At 45.9% G+C, this 20,244-nt stretch carries 19 protein-coding genes; 7 read left to right on the top strand and 12 right to left on the bottom strand.

Translation table 11 applies throughout. From position 1 onward, the window contains the following. Nucleotides 1-37: 37 nt before the first annotated feature. Complete coding sequence (locus tag BIZ39_RS11560; RefSeq protein WP_014951004.1) at nt 38-769, bottom strand: EAL domain-containing protein; 732 nt, start codon at nt 767-769, stop codon at nt 38-40. Between the two features lie 563 nt (nt 770-1,332). On the opposite strand from BIZ39_RS11560, the gene panP reads away from it, so the two are divergent. After that, entirely contained in the window at nt 1,333-2,967 is a 1,635-nt protein-coding gene (gene panP, locus BIZ39_RS11555) for a pyridoxal-dependent aspartate 1-decarboxylase PanP (protein ID WP_014977595.1), read from the top strand. Nucleotides 2,968-3,079: 112 nt separating this feature from the next. Here the strand turns inward: panP and panC are convergent, their stop codons facing one another. The 7 genes from panC to sfsA all read right to left on the bottom strand — a co-directional run bounded on the left by panC (nt 3,080) and on the right by sfsA (nt 9,107). Next, entirely contained in the window at nt 3,080-3,931 is an 852-nt protein-coding gene (panC, locus tag BIZ39_RS11550; protein WP_187447022.1) for a pantoate--beta-alanine ligase, read from the bottom strand. A gap of 11 nt (nt 3,932-3,942) precedes the next feature. Next, nucleotides 3,943-4,737 carry a 3-methyl-2-oxobutanoate hydroxymethyltransferase gene (panB, locus tag BIZ39_RS11545; RefSeq protein ID WP_014977593.1) on the bottom strand — a complete coding sequence of 265 codons (795 nt, stop codon included), beginning with the start codon at nt 4,735-4,737 and terminating at the stop codon, nt 3,943-3,945. Between the two features lie 57 nt (nt 4,738-4,794). Further along, nucleotides 4,795-5,292: a 2-amino-4-hydroxy-6-hydroxymethyldihydropteridine diphosphokinase gene (folK, locus tag BIZ39_RS11540; protein WP_110289377.1), complete on the bottom strand. Its 498-nt coding sequence runs from the start codon at nt 5,290-5,292 to the stop codon at nt 4,795-4,797. Then, nucleotides 5,285-6,604, bottom strand: a complete 1,320-nt coding sequence (pcnB, locus tag BIZ39_RS11535) for a polynucleotide adenylyltransferase PcnB (protein WP_014977591.1) — start codon at nt 6,602-6,604, stop codon at nt 5,285-5,287. The genes folK and pcnB overlap by 8 nt, the downstream gene beginning before the upstream one ends. A gap of 98 nt (nt 6,605-6,702) precedes the next feature. Next, nucleotides 6,703-7,626 (bottom strand): tRNA glutamyl-Q(34) synthetase GluQRS, encoded by a 924-nt coding sequence (gene gluQRS, locus BIZ39_RS11530; RefSeq protein WP_187447021.1) that lies wholly within the window; start codon nt 7,624-7,626, stop codon nt 6,703-6,705. Between the two features lie 73 nt (nt 7,627-7,699). Next, a complete protein-coding gene (dksA, locus tag BIZ39_RS11525; protein ID WP_014950997.1) occupies nt 7,700-8,149 on the bottom strand; it encodes an RNA polymerase-binding protein DksA in 450 nt (149 codons plus the stop codon). 241 nt (nt 8,150-8,390) lie between these two features. Continuing rightward, nucleotides 8,391-9,107 (bottom strand): DNA/RNA nuclease SfsA, encoded by a 717-nt coding sequence (gene sfsA, locus BIZ39_RS11520; RefSeq protein ID WP_187447020.1) that lies wholly within the window; start codon nt 9,105-9,107, stop codon nt 8,391-8,393. A gap of 224 nt (nt 9,108-9,331) precedes the next feature. Here sfsA and pepB point away from each other — a divergent pair, with 224 nt between their 5' ends. Further along, on the top strand, nt 9,332-10,615 hold the full coding sequence (gene pepB, locus BIZ39_RS11515; protein ID WP_187447019.1) for an aminopeptidase PepB: 1,284 nt from the start codon (nt 9,332-9,334) through the stop codon (nt 10,613-10,615). A gap of 185 nt (nt 10,616-10,800) precedes the next feature. Here pepB and BIZ39_RS11510 read toward each other — a convergent pair whose 3' ends face one another. Further along, nucleotides 10,801-10,983 (bottom strand): hypothetical protein, encoded by a 183-nt coding sequence (locus BIZ39_RS11510; RefSeq protein WP_014950994.1) that lies wholly within the window; start codon nt 10,981-10,983, stop codon nt 10,801-10,803. Nucleotides 10,984-11,420: 437 nt separating this feature from the next. On the opposite strand from BIZ39_RS11510, the gene BIZ39_RS11505 reads away from it, so the two are divergent. Continuing rightward, nucleotides 11,421-12,023 carry a YhgN family NAAT transporter gene (locus BIZ39_RS11505; RefSeq protein WP_014977587.1) on the top strand — a complete coding sequence of 201 codons (603 nt, stop codon included), beginning with the start codon at nt 11,421-11,423 and terminating at the stop codon, nt 12,021-12,023. After that, nucleotides 12,024-12,605, top strand: coding sequence for a YjaG family protein (locus BIZ39_RS11500; RefSeq protein ID WP_187447018.1), 582 nt, complete (start codon nt 12,024-12,026; stop codon nt 12,603-12,605). 130 nt (nt 12,606-12,735) lie between these two features. On the opposite strand, the gene rsmD is transcribed toward BIZ39_RS11500, so the two are convergent. Beyond that, the gene (rsmD, locus tag BIZ39_RS11495; protein WP_187447017.1) at nt 12,736-13,419 is read right to left on the bottom strand and encodes a 16S rRNA (guanine(966)-N(2))-methyltransferase RsmD; all 684 of its coding nucleotides are present in this window, start codon (nt 13,417-13,419) and stop codon (nt 12,736-12,738) included. Between the two features lie 66 nt (nt 13,420-13,485). Here rsmD and ftsY point away from each other — a divergent pair, with 66 nt between their 5' ends. Genes ftsY through ftsX form a run of 3 tightly spaced genes read left to right on the top strand, consistent with a single transcriptional unit; the run spans nt 13,486 to nt 16,930 of the window. Then, nucleotides 13,486-15,213 (top strand): signal recognition particle-docking protein FtsY, encoded by a 1,728-nt coding sequence (gene ftsY, locus BIZ39_RS11490; RefSeq protein ID WP_187447016.1) that lies wholly within the window; start codon nt 13,486-13,488, stop codon nt 15,211-15,213. Nucleotides 15,214-15,239: 26 nt separating this feature from the next. Then, the gene (ftsE, locus tag BIZ39_RS11485; RefSeq protein WP_014950991.1) at nt 15,240-15,953 is read left to right on the top strand and encodes a cell division ATP-binding protein FtsE; all 714 of its coding nucleotides are present in this window, start codon (nt 15,240-15,242) and stop codon (nt 15,951-15,953) included. Further along, on the top strand, nt 15,950-16,930 hold the full coding sequence (gene ftsX / locus BIZ39_RS11480) for a permease-like cell division protein FtsX (protein ID WP_061096014.1): 981 nt from the start codon (nt 15,950-15,952) through the stop codon (nt 16,928-16,930). Before ftsE ends, ftsX begins: the two co-directional genes overlap by 4 nt. Nucleotides 16,931-17,027: 97 nt before the next feature. Here the strand turns inward: ftsX and BIZ39_RS11475 are convergent, their stop codons facing one another. After that, nucleotides 17,028-18,263 carry an EAL and HDOD domain-containing protein gene (locus BIZ39_RS11475; RefSeq protein ID WP_187447015.1) on the bottom strand — a complete coding sequence of 412 codons (1,236 nt, stop codon included), beginning with the start codon at nt 18,261-18,263 and terminating at the stop codon, nt 17,028-17,030. A 196-nt stretch (nt 18,264-18,459) separates the two neighbouring features. Beyond that, nucleotides 18,460-19,686 (bottom strand): EAL and HDOD domain-containing protein, encoded by a 1,227-nt coding sequence (locus BIZ39_RS11470; protein WP_061096012.1) that lies wholly within the window; start codon nt 19,684-19,686, stop codon nt 18,460-18,462. Nucleotides 19,687-20,244 lie beyond the last annotated feature (558 nt).

Genomic DNA, 20,244 nt, shown 5'->3' with positions numbered 1-20,244 from the left:
CGCCCCGTTTGTTATTCAAATTTGTATAATTCGCTTGTTAATGGCGCGCAGTGGCACTTCTCACATTCGCCATGGGCGGACTAAACACATATCCCTGTGCATAACGAATGGGCAGACGTTTTACGCGTTCTAGATGCGCCTCATCTTCTACGTGCTCGGCAATAGTGCTTACTCCATGGCGCTCACATAGCGACAGCAGATAGTCTACATATTCCCTCACTGCCTCTTGTTCGTCATAGTGTTTAATTAGCCCGCCAGCGAGCTTAATCCCCCGAACCGGCAAGTTCATAAGCGCTCGTATGTTACCTGGGCATGATCCAACGTTGTCGATGAAAACGCCCAGCCCCACATGCATGCTTTTTTCGATAAATGCGGTAAGGCTTTTCGGATTGGATAGGGCAGTAGAAGCACTCACTTCTATACTTACACGCTCCGGCGTGGGATAGCTTGCTAAATGGGTGATGAGGGTATTAGTAAGCTCTACATTGTGAAGGTCATTGGCAGTTATATTGATGTTCCAAGGGATATTAACGTCGTGAAAATAGCTGGCACATTGCACAAACATGCTCGCTGCAAGCGTATTTACGTGTTGTTCGCGCTCTATAAGGTAGAGAAATTCGCTAGGTAAAAAAGTCTTATCACCTCGGGTTATCAAGCGTGCCAGGCACTCGTAGCGCCATACTCCTTGGCTTTGTAAGTCAACGATGGGTTGAAAATAAGGCACGATATCATCGATAGAGAAATCCTCGGAAATTTCACGAATGGGCATAAACAGACCCCCTTGCTTTGAAGCAGTACTTTATCGCAGCGATGAATGCTTGAATGTGAGTTCAATGGCTACTTAGGCTCGCAATTAGAAGATGGAAAACCAATACGAGAGACCCGTGTTGGTACTATTCATAAATTAAATATAGTAGAGACTGATAAAATTTGCGGTACAAAATTCGGGGGAATTCGTTTAAATACGTGTGCAGAGTTAACCGCTTCATAAGTTTTTTGCATGTAATAAAACGTTAATAGTCGCTTAAATGCCGTGCGCTAACCCTTGGCGAGCATTGCAATCTGATGTAAAGTGCGACACCCTGAAAGTATTGTGATAAGTTTTCAGGTTTGGCAACGAATGGACCGCGTCAACGCGCATTAGCCCAGCCGATGTACCGTTAAGGGATATGTTGGATAAATAGCTGCACCAGTCGCAAAGTAATTGTGTCGAATGCTATTTGGCTAAAAGGAAAAGTAAGTGTCAGGCCGGTGTCCTACAAAACCGCCTGTTGATTTCGCCCAATAAATGTAAGCGAAATGTGTGATTGTTTTAAGTATGAGGTGTGTTGAGTGGGTGAAGCGCAAGTTAGTTTAGAGCACCTGTTTAGGGTCTTTACCAAGCCTGAACACAAAGACTCAAAGCTGGCTCAAATAGAGCAGCATTTATCTGACAATATCTTAGATTTTTTGTCGCAGCACGTAGTGACAAAAAAGACGTCGTTAGAAGAAATTGAAAAAGACTTTTCAGACTCCAAGGTGCCTGAGTCACCCGAGTTTGTGTCTACTCATGCTGAAAGCTTGTTAGATAAGCTTGTTGCGCATTCAGTTAATACTTACTCGCCTACCTTTATTGGTCACATGACCTCAGCGTTGCCCTATTTTCACCTGCCGCTTTCTAAGTTAATGGTCGGGCTTAACCAGAACCTGGTTAAGATAGAAACGTCTAAAGCTTTCACGCCGCTAGAGCGTCAAGTATTGGGTATGATGCACAACCTTGTGTACGATCAGCCTCAAAGCTTTTACGACAACCATCTACACAGTGCCGCCCATTCTTTGGGGGCATTTTGCTCTGGCGGAACTATTGCCAATATCACCGCCTTATGGGTGGCACGCAACAAATTACTTGGCCCACAAAAAGGGTTTTCTGGCGTGGCAAAAGCAGGTCTAGCCGCTGCCTATCGTCACTACGACATTAACAATTTAGGCGTGATGTGCAGTAAACGTGGGCATTACTCGCTGTCAAAGGCAGTGGATGTATTGGGGTTAGGTCGCGAACAATTATTAACTGTGCCCGCGCCAAAGCAAACCCTAGATCCAGCAAAAGCCCTTCGCATTGGTAAACGTTATCAAGAGGAAGGCAATAAGCTTCTTGCTATCGTTGGGGTAGGCGGCACCACCGAAACAGGGCACGTAGACCCGCTAGACGAGCTTGCTGACGTAGCCAAAGAGTTAGGCTGCTGGTTCCATGTAGACGCAGCCTGGGGCGGCGCTACGCTGTTCTCGGCGCGCTATCGCGACAGACTAAAAGGTATTGAACGCGCAGACTCAGTGACTATTGATGCGCATAAGCAAATGTACGTGCCAATGGGCGCAGGAATGGCGCTTTTCAAAGACCCACAAAATGCCAATGCGGTAAGACATCACGCGCAATATATTTTGCGTGCAGGCTCTAAAGACTTAGGTGCTACAACGCTGGAAGGCTCCCGAAACGGTATGGCCATGATGGTGTACTCGGCGCTGCATATATTCGGTCGCAAAGGGTACGAGCTACTAATTGATCGCAGCATTGATAAAGCCAAAGACTTTGCGCAGATGATTGATAAAGCCCAAGACTTTGAATTGACGACCACACCTATTCTATCACTGTTGACCTATCGCGTTTGTCCCGCTGAAGTGCAGGAAAAGCTGAAGCATGTGAATGCTAAAACCCGAAACGCTATCAATGAGAAGGTTGACGCCCTTGTTGTTGCGGTACAAAAGCAGCAGCGTGAAGCAGGTAAGTCTTTTGTGTCTCGTACTCGCCTGGAAGCGCCGGATTACCCTTCCCAGTGTATTACCGTGTTTCGCGTAGTGTTAGCGAATCCGCTTACTAGCCATAACGACTTGGCCGCAATTTTGGCTGAGCAACACTTAATTGCGAAAGAGACTCAGGCTTGGAAAGAGCTAATGGATTTCGTTCGCGAAACAGAAACCGTTGCGTCTTAAAGACTTCAGCAGCAACAAATAAAAAAACGCCCGATACAGGCTCTGTTTAGGAGTCATGCATCGGGCGTTTTCTTTTGTAGTTCGAGACTATCCGCGAGGATTGGTATTACGCTTAATCTCGCGTAATTTGCATATTATCAATTAAGCGTGTCTTGCCCATAAACATAGCAACAAGCAGAACTAATTCTTTGTCGCTATCGTTAGCTGGTTCAAAGGTGGCGGCGTTAACTACCTGACAGTAGTCTTTCTTAAAGCCTTTTGCTTCAAGGTTACTGACCATGGCATTTTCAAGCTGAACAAAGTCGGTGTTACCACTTTCTATGTCCGCTTTTAAGCGCTGCATTTCTGCAAAAATAGCACTCGCCGTCGCTTTTTCAGTGTCTGTCAGGTAGCCATTTCTAGAGCTCATTGCTAGGCCTGACGTCTCGCGTTCAGTAGAAACCCCGTGAACCTTCACTGCCATTGATAAATCGCGAGCTAACGCGCGAATAACTTGTAGCTGCTGGAAGTCTTTTTCACCAAAAAACGCATCGTCGGGCTGTACCATGTTGAAAAGCTTGGTCACCACGGTAGCGACGCCGCGAAAATGGCCAGGGCGACTGGCGCCACAATGCGAGTCTGAAATGCCGGGCACTTCAACGAACGTCTGCGCATCCAGACCTGCCGGATACATTTCCGCTACGCTAGGTAAAAACACCGCGTCTGCACCCACAGAAATAAGCTTAGCTTTATCTTCTTCGATAGTGCGTGGATAGGCGTCTAAATCTTCGTTCGCGCCAAACTGCATGGGGTTAACAAAAATGCTTACCACCACTTTGTCGTTGTGCGCTTTCGCTTTTTTAACTAGTTTAAGATGACCATCGTGCAGGTTGCCCATAGTGGGTACAAAACCTACGGTTTCACCATTACGTCGCCACGCGTTTACCGTGCTGCGTAATGCTGAAATACTATCAACCACCTTCATAATTTACCTCGTTACTCGAAGCTGTGTTCAGCCGATGGGAACGCACCGCTTTGCACATCTTCAATATATTTTGATACGGCTTTGCGCATATCGCCGGTTTCTACAAGGTAGTTCTTTGAGAACTTCGGCATATAGTTTGCGCTGATGCCAAACATGTCGTGCATCACCAGAATTTGACCGTCGGTATCTTTGCCTGCGCCTATACCGATTACCGGTATGGTTAGGGCTTCGCTAACCGCTTTGCCTAGCGATGAAGGCACGCATTCAAGCACTAATAACTGAATACCGGCTTCTTCCAACGCTTTCGCTTCGCTAAGCAGTTTTTCAGCTTGGCTCGCTTCGCGGCCTTGTACTTTAAAACCACCGAAAACGTGCACTGACTGAGGCGTTAAGCCTAAATGGCCACACACAGGTACGCCACGCAGGTTTAAGCCTTTGATGGTGTCGCACAACCAGCTTCCACCTTCCATCTTAACCATACTTGCACCTGCAGCCATAAGCTTTGCTGCATTGGCGTAGGTTTGCTCAGGAGTGGCGTAAGACATGAACGGCATATCGGCTAATACGAAGGCGCGTTCAGTGCCGCGACGCACACTTTTCGTGTGGTAGGCAATGTCATCGATGGTTACCGGTAGGGTGTCGTCTTCACCTTGAAGGACCATGCCTAAAGAGTCGCCAATAAGAAGGGCGTCAACGCCTTGTTCGTCGAACATTTTGGCGAAGCTGGCGTCGTAAGCGGTTAAAGAGGTGATCTTTTCCCCGGCCTGCTTTTTCTTAAGCAAGCCCGATACAGTTACTTTCTTCATGACATGTCTCAGATTGATATTGTTGGTATCGTGTGGCGAACTATACGGATTTTGCCGCTAATTGGAAGAGCGCAGGCGACGAAGTCCATCCAGCGAGCAGTTAGCGACCCATGCCGAGATGGGTTTGCCATCGTGCATAACCATATTGGGCGCAATTTCAAACAGCGGCACCATAACGAACTCGCGTTCTGCCATGCCGTAATGGGGAATGATTAAGTCTGCGGTGTCGATAGTTTCGCTGCCGTACAACAAAATATCCAAATCCAACGTGCGTGGTCCCCAGCGCTCACCTTTGCGCTCACGGCCTTCTTCCAGCTCTATGCGTTGCAGCTGCTTCAATAAGCCGTGCGGCTTTAACGAGGTCTCAATTAAGCACACCGCGTTAATATAGTCAGGTTGGTCTTGCGGCCCCATCGGTTTACTGGAATAAAGTGAAGAGGTTTTAAGTACGCGGGTGTCTTCTATTTGACCTATCGCATCAAACGCGCGCAGGGCTTTTCCTTGGCTATCGCCGAGGTTGCTACCTACACCAATGTACACGTGCTCTTTATGCATCAGGACCTCGCTTCGCTGGTTTACGCTTGCGCTTACGCGGGGCACCTTTTGCGCCGCCTTCGCTTTTGCGAAGGGCGTTAAGCATGCCTTTCTGCTTACCGTTGTCAGCGTGCTGGAAGTGCGTCCACCACTGAGCTAGCTCTAATAGATCGCCACCTTCAATTTGGCCTCGGGCAAGCAAAAAGTCATAGCCTGCTCTAAATTTTGGGTGCGTGAGCAATTGGAAAGCGCGACGGCCAAAGCGCTTAGGTAGACGTTGCTGTAAAATCCAGATGTCCCGAACCACGGTAGAGAAGCGTTTAGGGATCATAATACGTTGTGTTTGACGTGCGATGACCTCGCCTGACGCAATATTAAATGCATCATGAGCATTTAAGCCAGACTCGCTTTGTAAGCGTTGTGACTCTTCTTCAACTGGATACCAGAGTAGTGCGGCATAAAGGAACGCTGGCGTAACACGCTGGTCGCTATTAATGCGCTCGTCGGTATTGGCAAGTACACGACGTACAAACTGCATTTCACGGCTGTTTTCATCTTTCAAAAACGGCGTTAGCTGAGGGAACAAAGGCTCGATTAAGCCGTATTCGTGCAGCATTAAGAAGGTTTCTTCTCCCTTACCCGATAAAAACAGTTTAAGGGTTTCTTCAAACAAGCGCGCTGGTGGAATGTTCTGTAAAAGGTTGGCCAGAGATTTAATCGGTGCAGCGGTTTTTGCTTCAATGCGCATACCAAGCTTAACGGCAAAGCGTACCGCACGTAGCATGCGTACCGGATCTTCACGGTAGCGTGTTTCCGGGTCGCCAATAAGCTCAACTTCTCGTTTTTCTATGGCGGCTAAGCCATTAGCGAAGTCTTTTACCGTAAAGTCGGCTACACTGTAATACATGGCGTTAAAGGTAAAGTCACGGCGTTCAGCATCTTCTTCAATGGTGCCGAATACGTTATCGCGTACTAATTGACCGTGAGCGTCGCGCTTTGCGACAGCCTTGCCCTTGGGAAGGTTTTCGTCTTCGTCTGACTCTTGGTGATGCCCGCGGAACGTGGCTACTTCAATGATTTCACGGCCAAACACAATGTGGGCCAAACGAAAGCGCCTGCCGATAAGGCGGCAATTTCTGAACAAGCCTTTAATTTGTTCAGGTGTGGCGTTCGTCACCACGTCGAAATCTTTTGGTTCGTGACCCATCAAAATGTCGCGTACACAGCCTCCTACCAAATAGGATTCGAAGCCAGCTCCATTAAGGCGATACATTACTTTCAATGCATTTGCGCTTACGTCTTCGCGAGATATACCGTGTTCTCCACGGGTCATAGTCCTTGGCTTTAAAGCGTTAGGAGACGAACTCTCTTTTGAAAAAGCGCGCTTAACAGATTTAAAAACACGATGAATGATGATGGTATCTCCGCAGACTATAAAGGTTCGCTATAATAAGTGGATTCATGCTGTGGAACAATAATTTCGGGTGTTTTCACTACTTTTTTCCTATCCCACATTGAAATAGCCGTCTTAAGCGCTGAATCAATATCACCAAATTCTGAGGCATTTGGAAAGGAAAAGCCTAAAAAGTGCATCACACGCACGAGATTATCTAAAGCTGATTCGTTTTTAACTGGCGCTGCACGGTTTTGTTTACTTAGTTTTCTGCCTGGTGCCACGGCAGCGACCGGCACGTGACCGTATTCAGGAGTAGAATAGCCCAGCGTGTGATATACGGCGCGCTGTAAAGGCGTGACATCAATTAAATCACACCCTCTAATGACATGGTTAACTTGCTGAAATACGTCATCTAAAATCACGACAAGGTTATACGAAAATAAGCCGTCTCGACGTTTCAGCACTACGTCTTCGGCTATTAAATCAGAGCTTGAATTAGAGGGCATAACTTTGCCCATAAGCACGTCATCAAAGGCTTCAAGTTGAGTATCTACTTTTAAACGAACTGCACAGTCCTGTGTGTTGGAGTGTACTGGCTCAGTCCGACAGTAGCCGTTATAAACACCGCCCATGGCTTTAATTTGCTTACGTGTGCAGGTACAAAAATAGGCTTTTTGTTGTGTAAGTAAGTCATCGAGAACCGCTTGATAACGGGCATGTTGTTGGCTTTGATAGATGACGTCGCCGTCCCAATACAGGCCGTGGGCTTCTAGGGTAGTGAGTATGTCTTTATCTACACCTTTAATACAGCGCGGCTCGTCTATATCTTCCATACGTAGCAGCCATTTTCCGTTATGGCTTTTGGCATCTAGGTAGCTGGCAACAGCGGTAACTAACGAACCGAAGTGAAGTTGGCCGGATGGAGAGGGAGCAAAGCGCCCTACATAGTGGTTATGCATAATAAAGGCTTAACAAAAAGCCCCATCTTTTCGGGATGAGGCTTTCTATATCAACGTAATCGAGGCTAGTAACTTAACCTTGAAGTTGTTTTTCTTTAATTTCAGCCATGGTCTTACAGTCGATACATAAATCTGCTGTAGGACGAGCTTCTAAGCGACGAATACCAATTTCGATACCACACTGGTCACAGAAGCCGAAATCGTCTTCTTCAATTCGCTTAAGCGTTTTTTCAATTTTCTTTATTAGCTTACGCTCACGGTCACGTGTACGTAACTCAAGGCTGAACTCTTCTTCTTGAGCTGCACGGTCTACAGGATCAGGGAAGTTTGCTGCTTCATCCTTCATGTGCGTTACTGTACGGTCAACTTCTTCACGAAGTTGGTTGCGCCATGCTTTAAGCAATAGACGGAAGTGCTCCATTTGGGGCTCGCCCATGTACTCTTCGTCAGCTTTTGGCTCGTACGGCTGTAAACCTGCCAGCGCTAATAGTCCTAGGGATTTTGTTTCTTTTCCTGTTGGCATCTGCCACATCTCCTACACTACGACATCCATCTTGTCCTGATTGGACCGATATCTATATCAGACTCGACAACTTCAGGCAATCAATCGTGTCTATGTAATTATTATGCTGGTGTATTGCTTTCATAAATTAGCCAGGTGTTTTTTCATTTAGCCCGCTGGCTACCAGCAAACGCATTAGTGCGTTCTCCCACTAAAACAAGGCGCAAATATGAAGGCGAAATGAAAAAAATCAACCTATTTTTTATAAAATCAAAGGGAGTGTTTGATTTAATAGGATTTTTTGTTCGTCTATTATACAGCTTGCCGCCAAAACCGTTACGCCAGCGTTTGCGGCAATCTTTACGCTTTCTGCATAAGTTGGATCAATATGCTCGGCCACTTGTACACTTTCGATGGCGGTGTGTTGTACGCAGAATAATAGATTGGTTTTTATACCACTGTCAGATAAACGCGCAAGTTCTAAACAGTGCTTCGCGCCGCGTTGCGTGACTGCGTCGGGGAAGAACCCTTTGTTTTCATCCGCTAAGGTGACGGATTTAACTTCCATATACTCAGTAACACTCTGATGTTCAAAATTTTTTCGGGTTAATGCAAAGTCGAACCGGCTATTGGCGGTTGGCGGTGTTACTTCTGCTTTCCAATCTGTGATGTCTGAAAATTCGCTTAGCACCTTGTTATCTAGCGCTTCCGCCACCAGTTTATTAGCATTGTGCGTATTAATGCCGATGAAGTGACCATCAAATGTTTGGGCTAGCTCCCATGTATACTTGAGTTTTCGATTTGGGTTGGTGGATTCACTTAAAAAGACAGTGTATCCAGGAACAGCACAGCCAGTCATAGCGCCAGTATTTGGGCAATGTGCAGTTACAATAGTGCCGTCGTCTAACTCAACATCGGCAAGAAATCGCTTGTACCTTTTTATAAGGGTGCCGCGTAATAAGGAAGGTGAAAACTTCATGTGTCGCCTTTTTTAGAATGTAGGTGAAAACACGTTAGTGTGATTCGCTAATTGATATGTGTGCTTTTGAACGAGCACGTATAGCGTATGCGCTTAGCGAACAAAGCGTATGTGGTTAGCGAACAACAAGCGCAGTAAACAAGGCGCCAAAGAGTAACAAACATTTGTGCAAGCGCAAAAAGCGCTTTGCAATAATATAACGATGTAATAAGGAATAAAACGCGATGGCAGAATTTACCGTTAGCCTTTCTAGAAACAGTGCTGAAGCAGTGTGGGGCGAGAGTGCTAAGCTTTCTTTCACTGAATCAGGTGCAGTTATTCACCTGCCTGACGACAAGCTTAATGAGCGTTTAATTCAGCAAGCGGCAAGAAAGCTAGATGGCTTAAGCCTGCCAGCAGTTACGCTAAGCGGCGATTGGCACAAAGAGCAGCAGTGGGCTTTTGCACTTAGCTTCACGCGTGCCCGCAAACCAGCGTCAATAAAATGGGCCGAAACGGCTGACAAAGAAGCGCTAGAGCAAGAATATGCGGCGTTACTATTTACCCGTCAGCTGGTAAACGAAACACCTGAAGATCTAAGCCCTGAAACCTTAGCAACCCGAGCAGCACAGTGGCTTAAGTCACTGGGTGGTGACAAGGTAACCTACTCAATGACGGTAGGTGAAGATCTTAAAGAGCAGGGCTGGATTGGCATTTATAATGTGGGCCGCGGTAGTGAACGTCCGCCTGCAATGCTGGTACTTGATTACAACCCAACAGGTAATACGGATGCGCCAGTTGATGCCGTGCTAGTTGGAAAAGGCATCACCTTCGACAGCGGTGGCTACAGCATTAAATCAAGCGAAGGCATGTTAGATATGAAATGTGACATGGGCGGCGCAGCGACGGTAACAGGGGCATTAGGGCTATCTATTTCTCAAGGCAGTGAAAAGCGTATTCAGCTTATTTTGTGCTGTGCAGAAAACCTTATTAGCGGTCACGCTTATAAGTTAGGTGATGTGCTTACCTATAAAAATGGGGTAACCGTTGAAGTGGTTAATACCGATGCTGAAGGACGTTTAGTGTTGGCTGATGGCCTTATGGCGGCAACAGAGACGGGCGCACCGCTAATTATTGATGCAGCAACACTAACCGGTGCTGCTGTGGTTGCACTGGGTTCTGACTACCATGGCGTATTCTCGTTAGATGATAATGCCCGCGAACAAATGCTTAAAGCAGCAAAGGCAGAAAACGAACGTTTTTGGCCGCTACCACTTGAAGATTTCCACGCAGAGCGCTGTCCATCGGCGTTCGCAGATACAGCAAACAGTCGCCCGATGAAAGGTGGCGGTGGTGGCGGTGCATCAAACGCTGCGGGCTTCTTATCACGCTTTGTTAAGCCAGAAGGCTGGGTACATTTGGATTTAGCCGCTGCTTACCATGGCGGGGCAACATCTGAAATGCCGGTAGGGGCAACAGCGAAAGGTATTCGCTCAATTGCGAGAATGCTGAGAGACTTCAGTGCATAAATAAAATAGCGTTCGACGCCTCCAATGGCTGTCGAACGCTACTCTACTCTATTTTTAAACGTCGCACGTTGTGCCACGTGGATGAGTAGAAGCAAAGCGAATAAAGTTACTTGAACTAACGTCGCTTCGCGCAAAAAAATAAAAAGGGCGTGACTTTGCAAAAAATCACGCCCTTTTTCTGTAAATTAGATCCCGCCTAAACGCTCGGCTAGCGTTTTATAGCGTTCAACGTCGCCACTGTCGAAAAGTGGGTTACCGTCGGTGTCTTTATCTTTCGAAACCAAAAGGCTTTCACGCTCAAGGCGCTCTACGCGCACTTCTTGTACGCCAAGAAAAGCAGCCACTTCTTTAACAGTCATCAAACTCATTGCAATATTTCCTATTTTTGGTTGTTCTTATTGAGGATTAACAGGTTCCAACGCCGAACAATGCGCAGAACAAAACGTTAAACAAAATGATGTTACCCACTATTACATCAAAAGCTCTGGAGATAAGACATTATCCAAAAGGTGTAGAAAAAGCCAATTGGGCTGTTTGAATTCTGACCGTGAATAAGGCGAAAACACCGCTTAGAAATGACAAACACTTCTCCCTACGCTTTAGTAAAGCGCACTTTCGTTATTTTTCGAGTATTTTTTGCAGGCTCTAGATAAATGAAAAACAATCATGCCTTAAAAGGTGTTTTTAACTAAGTCAGCTTGGTTTACCATTGCGCGCCTAAAACGACCATCTGTAAGAACTTTGAGTTATACTCAATGGTTTACGCGCAAACGGGCTTAGCCTCACAACCGGAGACAGTAAAAAAATGGATACTTGGTCTGCTGCCATCATGCTCTTTTTGATCATGGATCCCTTAGGTAACCTCCCTGTGTTCATGTCGGTACTCAAATCGATAGAACCAAAGCGTCGTCAAGTCATCCTAATTCGAGAATTATTATTTGCTCTTGGCATCCTGTTTCTCTTTTTGTTCAGTGGCCAATCGGTTCTCAATTTTCTGAACGTGGAACAAGAGACAGTAAGTATCGCTGGGGGAATTATTCTGTTCCTTATTGCGCTTAAAATGATTTTTCCATCATCTGGTAACCCCAGTGGATTAGCTGTAGGTGAAGAACCTTTTCTAGTACCTCTAGCTATTCCTATGATAGCGGGCCCTTCAACGCTGGCTGCGCTTATTCTTCTTGCCAACCAAGCGCCAGACAGAATGGCTGACTGGTCGATTGCGCTTGCGGCTTCATGGTCGATAAGCGCAGTGATCTTACTATTTTCAAATGTGTTCCATAAAATTCTGGGGGAGCGCGGTCTAGTTGCGATGGAGCGATTAATGGGTATGATCCTAGTTATGATTGCTATCCAAATGTTGCTGGATGGCGTTACCCAATATTTCATGCATGCCACTGGAGCCCTTTAAATGGCAAAGCAAAAACTTAATACCTTTGGGCGCGTTCGCGCCTTGGAAGGCTGGAAAGCCGTTGCATTCGGTGCTGCATTACTTGAGCGTATGCTACCCAACTACACGCTTTTCTGTGAATTAACGGAAAGTGGTGATGCAAGCGCATTGCGCAACTGTTTGAATTTGGTGTGGGAAACGTTGAAATCACCCAAGAGCAAATTCAACATTGCGGTACAGCTTGAGAAAGTTGAAGTGGCTACACCTGATACCAGTGAGCATGACAACTATGGCGTTTATCCAGCAATTGATGCAGCTATTGGTCTAGCTGGTTTGCTAAATTTGATGGCAGGCGACGATCCGCAAGGCGCAGTGGTCATCAGCAAGTTATCGCAAGGCAGCGTAGAAGCCTATTTGCTAGAAAGTGAAGAAGCCGATGATGAGACTGTAAAAGGGCATCCGCTGATGGAGTTTGAAGTTGAGGTACAAAACGAATTGCTTGATTATGTAGAGCAAGCCAAATACCCAGCGAAAGCGGCAGATGAAATGAAAGCACTTGCCTTGGAAGCTGGAATCTCCAATATTGGTCTTGAGCTTCAATGACAACGCAACTTGATCTTGCTTAGGTAAAACGAGCAACAGATCCTTAGCTCTTATGCTCAATAAAAGCCGTGTACTTAGTTAAAGGTCACGGCTTATCTCTACTCAATTGAGGCACTTCAATCGTTATCAATCAACATATCTCAATTAGCATATAGCGCAGCGCGCTAGTTTGTTTGTCTTTAATAATTTGCCAATGGGCGGGGAGAGCGGGCGTTGTTAGCGCACTTTCGTGCTCTAAATACACCACGCTACCACTATGAACAAGTTTGTTATCTTCTAGCGCAGCCAGCGTAGGTGCTACCAATGATTTCGCAAAAGGCGGATCGACAAAAACAATATCGTAAGGCGCTTGGCTGATGCCTTTTAAAATACCTAGTGCGTCCCCTTGATGAACGGTTGCTGACGCCAGTTCATTTGCTTTTAATAAGGTAAGATTACTTTTAAGCTGGCTTGCTGCCTGTTTATCCAGCTCTATAAAATCACAATGTGCTGCATAGCGAGACAGAGCTTCTAAACCTAGTCCACCAGAACCCGCAAATACATCCAAGCAGCGTGCATCGTTTATGTACGGCATTAACCAGTTAAACAAGGTTTCTTTGTTTCTGTCTGTAGTTGGCCTTAACCCTTCTGCATTGAGTACGGGTAACTTTCTACCACGCCATTGGCCACCGATAATGCGTATTTGCCCAGGACTATTTGTGCTTTGGGTTTTCCCTGATTGTTTCCCTTTTTGGGATGAATAAGGTTTTTTTGCAGAAGATGGTGCCCGAGTAGGGCGAGAAACTCGCTTCATAGTGGCTGACAATGGTATCATGCGTTCATACATTAGGCGGCAAGTGTAGCCGAAATTGCTAAGAATTTATAAGGATTTGTCCTAACGATGTCGAAACTTTTTGGCTGGTTCAGTAAGAACAAAAAAGCAGAGAAACAAAAAGCCCAAGCGGAAGAAGAAGCTCGCTTAAAGGCAGAAGCTGAAGCGCAGGCGAAAGCCAAAGCGGAAGAAGAGGCCCGCGCAAAGGCAGAGGCTGAAGCTCAGGCGAAGGCTAAAGCGGAAGAAGAAGCTCGCGCAAAGGCAGAGGCTGAAGCACAGGCTAAGGCGCAAGCGGAAGAAGAAGCTCGCGCAAAGGCAGAAGCTGAAGCACAGGCGAAGGCACAAGCGGAAGAAGAGGCTCGCGCTAAAGCAGAAGCTGAAGCACAGGCGAAGGCCCAAGCGGAAGAAGAGGCCCGCGCAAAGGCAGAGGCTGAAGCACAGGCGAAGGCCCAAGCGGAAGAAGAGGCCCGCGCAAAGGCAGAAGCTGAAGCACAGGCGAAGGCTAAAGCCGAAGAAGAAGCGCGTGCAAAGGCAGAAGCTGAAGCGCAGGCGAAGGCGCAAGCGGAAGAAGAGGCTCGCGCAAAGGCAGAAGCTGAAGCACAGGCGAAGGCTAAAGCGGAAGAAGAAGCCCGCGCAAAGGCAGAGGCTGAAGCACAGGCGAAGGCTAAAGCGGAAGAAGAAGCGCGCGCAAAGGCAGAAGCTGAAGCACAGGCGAAAGCCCAAGCGGAAGAAGAAGCTCGCGCAAAGGCAGAAGCTGAAGCACAGGCGAAGGCACAAGCGGAAGAAGAGGCTCGCGCTAAAGCAGAAGCACAGGCTAAAGCCAAAGCCGAAGAAAAGCCGAAAGAGAAAAAGTCGTTATTTGCACGTTTAAAAGAAAGCCTATCTCGTACAAAAGAAAACCTAGGCAGTGGTATTGTTAGCCTGTTTAAAGGCAAAACCATCGATGACGAGCTGTACGAAGATCTTGAAACGCAGCTGTTAGTCGCTGACGTGGGTATGGACACTACGCAAAAAATCATCGATCACCTCACCGACAGTGCTTCTCGAAAAGATTTAAAAGATGCCGAAGCCTTGCTAGACATCATGAAGCAACAAATGTCAGGCATGCTGTCTCAAGTGAATCAGCCTCTGTCAGAAGTGATGCAGGCCCATGATTCCAGTGAAGGTCCATTCGTTATCTTAATGGTTGGCGTAAATGGCGTAGGTAAAACCACAACTATTGGTAAGCTAGCTAAGCAGTTCCAGCAAGAAGGTAAGAAAGTGATGCTTGCTGCGGGTGATACCTTTAGAGCGGCGGCGGTTGAACAGCTTCAAGTATGGGGCGAACGCAACGATATTCCGGTTATCGCACAGCACACTGGCGCTGACAGTGCATCGGTACTTTACGATGCACTAGAAGCAGCAAAATCGCGCGGCACAGATATCCTTATTGCCGACACGGCAGGGCGCCTGCAGAATAAGAACAACTTGATGGAAGAGCTTAAGAAAGTGGTTCGCGTAATGAAGAAAATTAATCCGAATGCGCCTCACGAAGTTATGCTTACATTGGATGCAGGTACAGGGCAAAACGCCATTAGCCAAGCCAAGTTGTTTAATGAAGCCGTGGGCTTAACAGGCATCACGCTTACCAAGTTAGACGGTACAGCGAAAGGCGGCGTTATATTCTCTATTGCCGATAAGTTTAAAATTCCTATAAGGTATATAGGTGTTGGCGAAAGTATTGATGATTTACGCCAGTTTGATGGACAAGAATTTATTGATGCGTTGTTTAGCGAAATGGACACACCTGAAAGCTAAAACCAGCAAAGCGGTAGGGAAAAATAATGATAAAGTTTGAGCAGGTAAGCAAAACTTATCCGGGCGGACAACGTGCGCTAAGCAAGGTGAATTTTCATATTGCGCCGGGTGAAATGGCCTTTTTAACAGGGCATTCTGGCGCAGGAAAAAGCACGCTACTTAAACTTATCAGCCTAATGGAGCGCCCAACAGTAGGGCGCGTTCTTATTAATGGCCACGACCTTAACGCCATTACCCGTCGAGATATTGCCTATATACGCCGCGATATCGGCATGATCTTCCAAAGTCACCAGCTGCTGATGGACAAGTCGGTTTTTGACAACGTGGCGTTACCGCTAGTCATTGAGGGTTACACCCACAAAGAAATTCGCAAGCGCGTAGAAGCTGCGCTTGAAATGGTAGGGCTAAGAGATAAAGCGCGTTGCCTGCCTATTACATTGTCTGGTGGTGAGCAGCAGCGAGTGGGGATCGCGCGAGCAGTAGTAAATAAACCCCCGTTACTGCTGGCAGACGAACCGACCGGTAACCTCGACCCCAAGCTTTCTATGGAAATTATTCGTCTTTTCGAAGACTTCAATCAAGCGGGCGTGTCAGTACTTATTGCAACCCATGATTTAGGGCTGATTGCTCGCATGCGTTATCGCACGCTGACCCTCAAAAATGGTCAAATGATCACCGATGGCCTTACTGATGATCTTGATGGCACAAGTTCAGCCAGCAGTGAAGGAGCCTGGTCATGAGTATTTTGTTTAAAGGACGTGCAAAAGGGGCGTCTTCTGCCAAAGTGGGCTTTGTCCAATCTATTGTGATGTTCTTTGTCAGCCATGTGCGCCAAGCGCTGGCGAGTCTTGGAGAGCTGTGGCGTCAGCCGCTGGCATCTTTAATGACTATTGGGGTACTAGGCCTGAGTATTACGCTACCTAGTACGCTTTATATCATGGTGAAAAATACTGAGAAAATTACAGCAGGCTGGGATCAGGCGTCAGAAATATCTCTGTTTTTAAAGCCAGATATCAACGCGGCAAGTTCGCAACAGCTGGTGGCACGATTAAACAGCTGGTCTGAAATAGACAGCGTTGTTTATATTCCAGCGGATGATGCGCTTAAAGAATTTCAGCACTTGTCAGGGTTGGGCGATGCCATCGCCTATCTAGAGAAAAACCCACTGCCTGATGTAGTGCTAGTAACGCCAAACGAAAAACACGCGTCGCCGACGGCAGCGAAAGCACTGCTAGATAAACTGCGACAGCAGCGTGAAGTTGATATAGGTAAACTGGATATCGAATGGTTAGAGCGTTTATATGCCGTTATCGATATTGCCAGAGACTTGGTTACGCTAATAGGATTACTACTTTTCATCGCCGTTGTACTAATTATTGGTAACACCATTCGTCTGAATATTTTGAACAAGTATGACGAAATCGTAGTGATGAAGCTGGTTGGCGCAACCGATGCGTTTATCCATCGCCCGTTTTTATATACAGGCTTCTGGTATGGCCTATTGGGCGGACTAATGGCGTGGTTTGCCGTTATTATCATACTATGGTGGATGGATAGCAGCATCACTACGTTTGCCGCTATGTATCAGAAGGATTTCAACATTACCGGATTAACCGGTTCTGCATTGCTGACTATGCTGGGACTATCGGTGCTGCTCGGTTTACTGGGCTCACTTATCTCTGTGCAGCGTCATGTAAGGGAAATAGAGCCCAAGTAGTCGTAGACGTGAGTATACTTACACGCCTACAGTGCGAAATATATAAGTCACTGTATGACGTTATTGGCGGTAAGTAGGCGTGTTCTTAGTTTTGTACTTAAGCTACCGCACGGGGATAGTGTGAGGAGATAGCGCTGCGCACTCCATTGCCCCAAATGATGGCTTGGTTATACAGCATATGCAGCTGCTTCTGGTCAATATTAAGCACTTTAGCTTGTTTTATGACATTCATCCAAAGGGCGCTTTCAAAGGCGCGAACCAAAGTCATATAGCTGTTCATTTCTAAGTTCTTGCCAAGTAGTGCATCGTTAACCTCATCGGAAAGCGGCAGCTGCTTTACAATGTCTGTCATAGACTGATCAAGTAACCCTTCAAGAAGCGAAAATAAACCAACCAAAAAGGAGATGGGCGGATTATTTCTAAGACCTCTACGCTCAGCAAGTAAGTCGAAAAACTTAGCGCGAACTAAAGACATATGAATGATTTCAAGGGGCTTTTCATCGCCTAAGTTCGTTAAACTTAACAAAGCGATGAATTTCTTAATCTCTACTTCACCCATGTAATTAAGCGCGTGCTTTAGTGATGTAATTTTGTAACGCTTATTAATAGTGGGGTTATTGATAAACTTCAGCAATAAGAAGCTTAAGGTGGCGTCTCGTTCTATAATTTGGCTGATACGGTCTATGTCAAAGTCGCTGCTAGAGCTTTCGCCCATCAAATCAACAATGTTCATTTTAGACGCTGGAAGCTGTCGTAGAATACGTGCTTCCGGTTGCGAGAAAAAATAACCCTGGAAGAAGTCGAAACCCAAATCTACGCACGTTGAAAAATTATCTTGTGTATCAACCTGTTCCGCCACTAATTGCACGTTCGCATCGTGATAGCGCGGAATGTGCTTTTCAATGGTTTCAAAGCGGGTTTTTGTCACATCGACTTTCACAATATCGATAAGAGGAAATATGTCGTGTTTTGAACCCACCATCATAGGGTCATCGATAGCTAGCTTAAAGCCAAGTTGCTTTATGTGCTGGCATGCTTCGAATAGGCCGCTGGTGTTGTCGGTTGGTTCAGCCAGTTCAACCACTACCGACTCAGGGTTCAGCGATGTAGGAAAGCGGGAAATAATTGTATCTGACGAGAACGTGATAAAAGACGTTTTTTCGCCGCTGATATCATCAAGCCCAAGTGGATGGAAGTGCTCAGAAATATACTTAGCTTTCTCTTCGTTATGTTCCGGATAAGCACCAGACTTGCCATCTCTGAACAGAAGCTCATAGGCGAAAACACTTTTGCTTTTATCTAAAATAGGCTGGCGAGCTATAAACGCGAACATAATCTATTCCTGATACAACACGGTTAAGGTTATTTTTATTGTTATATTTAGAGGCTTAGCTAGCGCTACGTCACACGCTAAGGTTAGGTGTTCTTTAATGTGTCATCCAAAAGAACTGACCCTAGTCTATGATATGTAAGCGCAATCTAACAACTATTCAACGATTAATTTCACATCAACTGGCGTAATCGTAGGCTTAGTTGTCGTTCAAAGCGGCCTTATGAATGTATTTAGCCCACTTTATCGCTTCGTTGTAATAACTATGCAGAAGACTCTGTTTAACACCATACTTTGTTGCGAATTGCTGAATGCCCGTCCATTTAGCTCTTTCAAAGAATTGTGACAGTGTCAGACAGTTGCGAAGCATACCAGGGCTACCGCACAGGGCATCTTTAACGTCGTCACTAATTGGAACCTTGCTGACCAAATCGTCAATTCGCTGTTCCATCATGGCATCAAGCAAAGAAAGCAGGCCAGTAAGAAAACCTTTTAACGGGTCATCGGCATCTTTAAGCTGGGTGTAGACCAGTTCACAGAACTTAGCGCGAACAAGCGCCATTTGCATTAGCTCAGTAGGTTGACCATCGCTTAGGTTTGCAAGAGCCAGCAATGATATGAACTTCTTCACTTCTACTTCGCCCATAAAGGTTAACGCGTGTTTAAGTGACGTTATTTTATATCGCTTGTTGACCAGAGGATTGTTGATAAACCGCAGCAGCAAGTAGGTAAGCGAGGGATCTCGTTCAATGATTTTGTTTACTTCATCGAAATTAAGCTTTGCCTGGCTACTTAGCGTAAGTAACTCCATCATGGTTAGGCTGCTGGGCCCTAACTTTCTGTGCCTTACGATTTCGGGTTTAGCTAGAAAGTATCCTTGGAAATAGTCGAAACCCATATCTTTGAATTTATTGAATTCTTCATAGGTCTCAATTTTTTCTGCAACCAACTGTATTTTGTTCGATTTGAAGCGTTCGACAAGGGCGGGAATTTTGTCGTGGGGGATCTCTGTAATGTCAATTTTGACTATGCTGGTAAATGGAATGAATGCTTCCCACTTCCCTTTCATGTCGTAGTCGTCAAGAGCAATAGGATAGCCAAGACCTCGAATATGTTTGCAAGCGGCTACCAGCGCATCATCAACGTCAACGGTTTCTACAATCTCAATGACCACTTTGCTTGCATCCAGAGAGGTCGGAAAACGAAACATAAGTGTGTCGCGGTGAAAGTTAATGAAGGCTTTCTTATCTCCGGTTATCTCTTCAATACCTAAGCTTAAATGGGTAGAGGTAAGAATTTTCGAGGTAGCCTCGTCAGGAGGTATATCGGGAAAGCAGTTATCTTCTCCAACACGAAAAAGTAGTTCGTAGGCGTAAACTTCTCTGTTTACATTAAATATTGGCTGTCTAGCGACGTAAGCAAACATCAAGATCCTCTTTGCTTCACTTGCCTTACTCCTTTCCTTAAGTATTTCCCTTCCAGTCTCTTATAATTGTTGTCTGGAAAATGCTGTACAGCGGTTGTAGTGCAAAATCGATTAATTCAATCTATTATTTTCAGTTTCCAGCCAGAAAAGCAAGGTATAAGATGACATATACAAGGTTTACATACTGTATTGACGCGTAGGCACCTTGCTGACTTATCTTAGAGATAATGGAAATCTTATGTTTCGGGTAACTAGCGTGTAATAAATAAGCGTTGGATTTCATACCAGTGAGATTAGCCTTCACTTTGGTATGTGTAATTAAAGTATAATGATGTAGTGGTTAAATGACCGACCCAAAGGCACGACGCCAGAAAGTGCAGCGTGTCATTTGATGTGAAGTCGATAGTCTAGGCTTAGTGTTTGCGGTGAATGCATTCGTAAATGGACCGCAAGCTGTAGAGTTGAACTTTTTTTCTTTATTTAGGTCTTGATATTGTAGAAACTGTCACTATAACTACATATTGGTTAGACTTCATATCTTAATTAGGTCTCGCGCAG

This window comes from Alteromonas sp. BZK5 (genome assembly GCF_014349115.1).
Taxonomy (GTDB): domain Bacteria; phylum Pseudomonadota; class Gammaproteobacteria; order Enterobacterales; family Alteromonadaceae; genus Alteromonas; species Alteromonas macleodii.
The sequence above is the reverse complement of the archived record's forward strand: the minus strand, read 5'-3'. Positions and strand labels throughout refer to the sequence as shown.

Coding starts and splice junctions, on each gene's coding strand:
- BIZ39_RS11560 (WP_014951004.1), bottom strand. CDS start 769: ATGCCCATTCGTGAAATTTCCGAGGATTTCTCTATCGATGATATCGTG.
- panC (WP_187447022.1), bottom strand. CDS start 3,931: ATGAAGGTGGTTGATAGTATTTCAGCATTACGCAGCACGGTAAACGCG.
- panB (WP_014977593.1), bottom strand. CDS start 4,737: ATGAAGAAAGTAACTGTATCGGGCTTGCTTAAGAAAAAGCAGGCCGGG.
- folK (WP_110289377.1), bottom strand. CDS start 5,292: ATGCATAAAGAGCACGTGTACATTGGTGTAGGTAGCAACCTCGGCGAT.
- pcnB (WP_014977591.1), bottom strand. CDS start 6,604: ATGACCCGTGGAGAACACGGTATATCTCGCGAAGACGTAAGCGCAAAT.
- gluQRS (WP_187447021.1), bottom strand. CDS start 7,626: ATGCATAACCACTATGTAGGGCGCTTTGCTCCCTCTCCATCCGGCCAA.
- dksA (WP_014950997.1), bottom strand. CDS start 8,149: ATGCCAACAGGAAAAGAAACAAAATCCCTAGGACTATTAGCGCTGGCA.
- sfsA (WP_187447020.1), bottom strand. CDS start 9,107: ATGAAGTTTTCACCTTCCTTATTACGCGGCACCCTTATAAAAAGGTAC.
- pepB (WP_187447019.1), top strand. CDS start 9,332: ATGGCAGAATTTACCGTTAGCCTTTCTAGAAACAGTGCTGAAGCAGTG.
- BIZ39_RS11510 (WP_014950994.1), bottom strand. CDS start 10,983: ATGAGTTTGATGACTGTTAAAGAAGTGGCTGCTTTTCTTGGCGTACAA.
- BIZ39_RS11505 (WP_014977587.1), top strand. CDS start 11,421: ATGGATACTTGGTCTGCTGCCATCATGCTCTTTTTGATCATGGATCCC.
- BIZ39_RS11500 (WP_187447018.1), top strand. CDS start 12,024: ATGGCAAAGCAAAAACTTAATACCTTTGGGCGCGTTCGCGCCTTGGAA.
- rsmD (WP_187447017.1), bottom strand. CDS start 13,419: ATGATACCATTGTCAGCCACTATGAAGCGAGTTTCTCGCCCTACTCGG.
- ftsY (WP_187447016.1), top strand. CDS start 13,486: ATGTCGAAACTTTTTGGCTGGTTCAGTAAGAACAAAAAAGCAGAGAAA.
- ftsE (WP_014950991.1), top strand. CDS start 15,240: ATGATAAAGTTTGAGCAGGTAAGCAAAACTTATCCGGGCGGACAACGT.
- ftsX (WP_061096014.1), top strand. CDS start 15,950: ATGAGTATTTTGTTTAAAGGACGTGCAAAAGGGGCGTCTTCTGCCAAA.
- BIZ39_RS11475 (WP_187447015.1), bottom strand. CDS start 18,263: ATGTTCGCGTTTATAGCTCGCCAGCCTATTTTAGATAAAAGCAAAAGT.
- BIZ39_RS11470 (WP_061096012.1), bottom strand. CDS start 19,686: ATGTTTGCTTACGTCGCTAGACAGCCAATATTTAATGTAAACAGAGAA.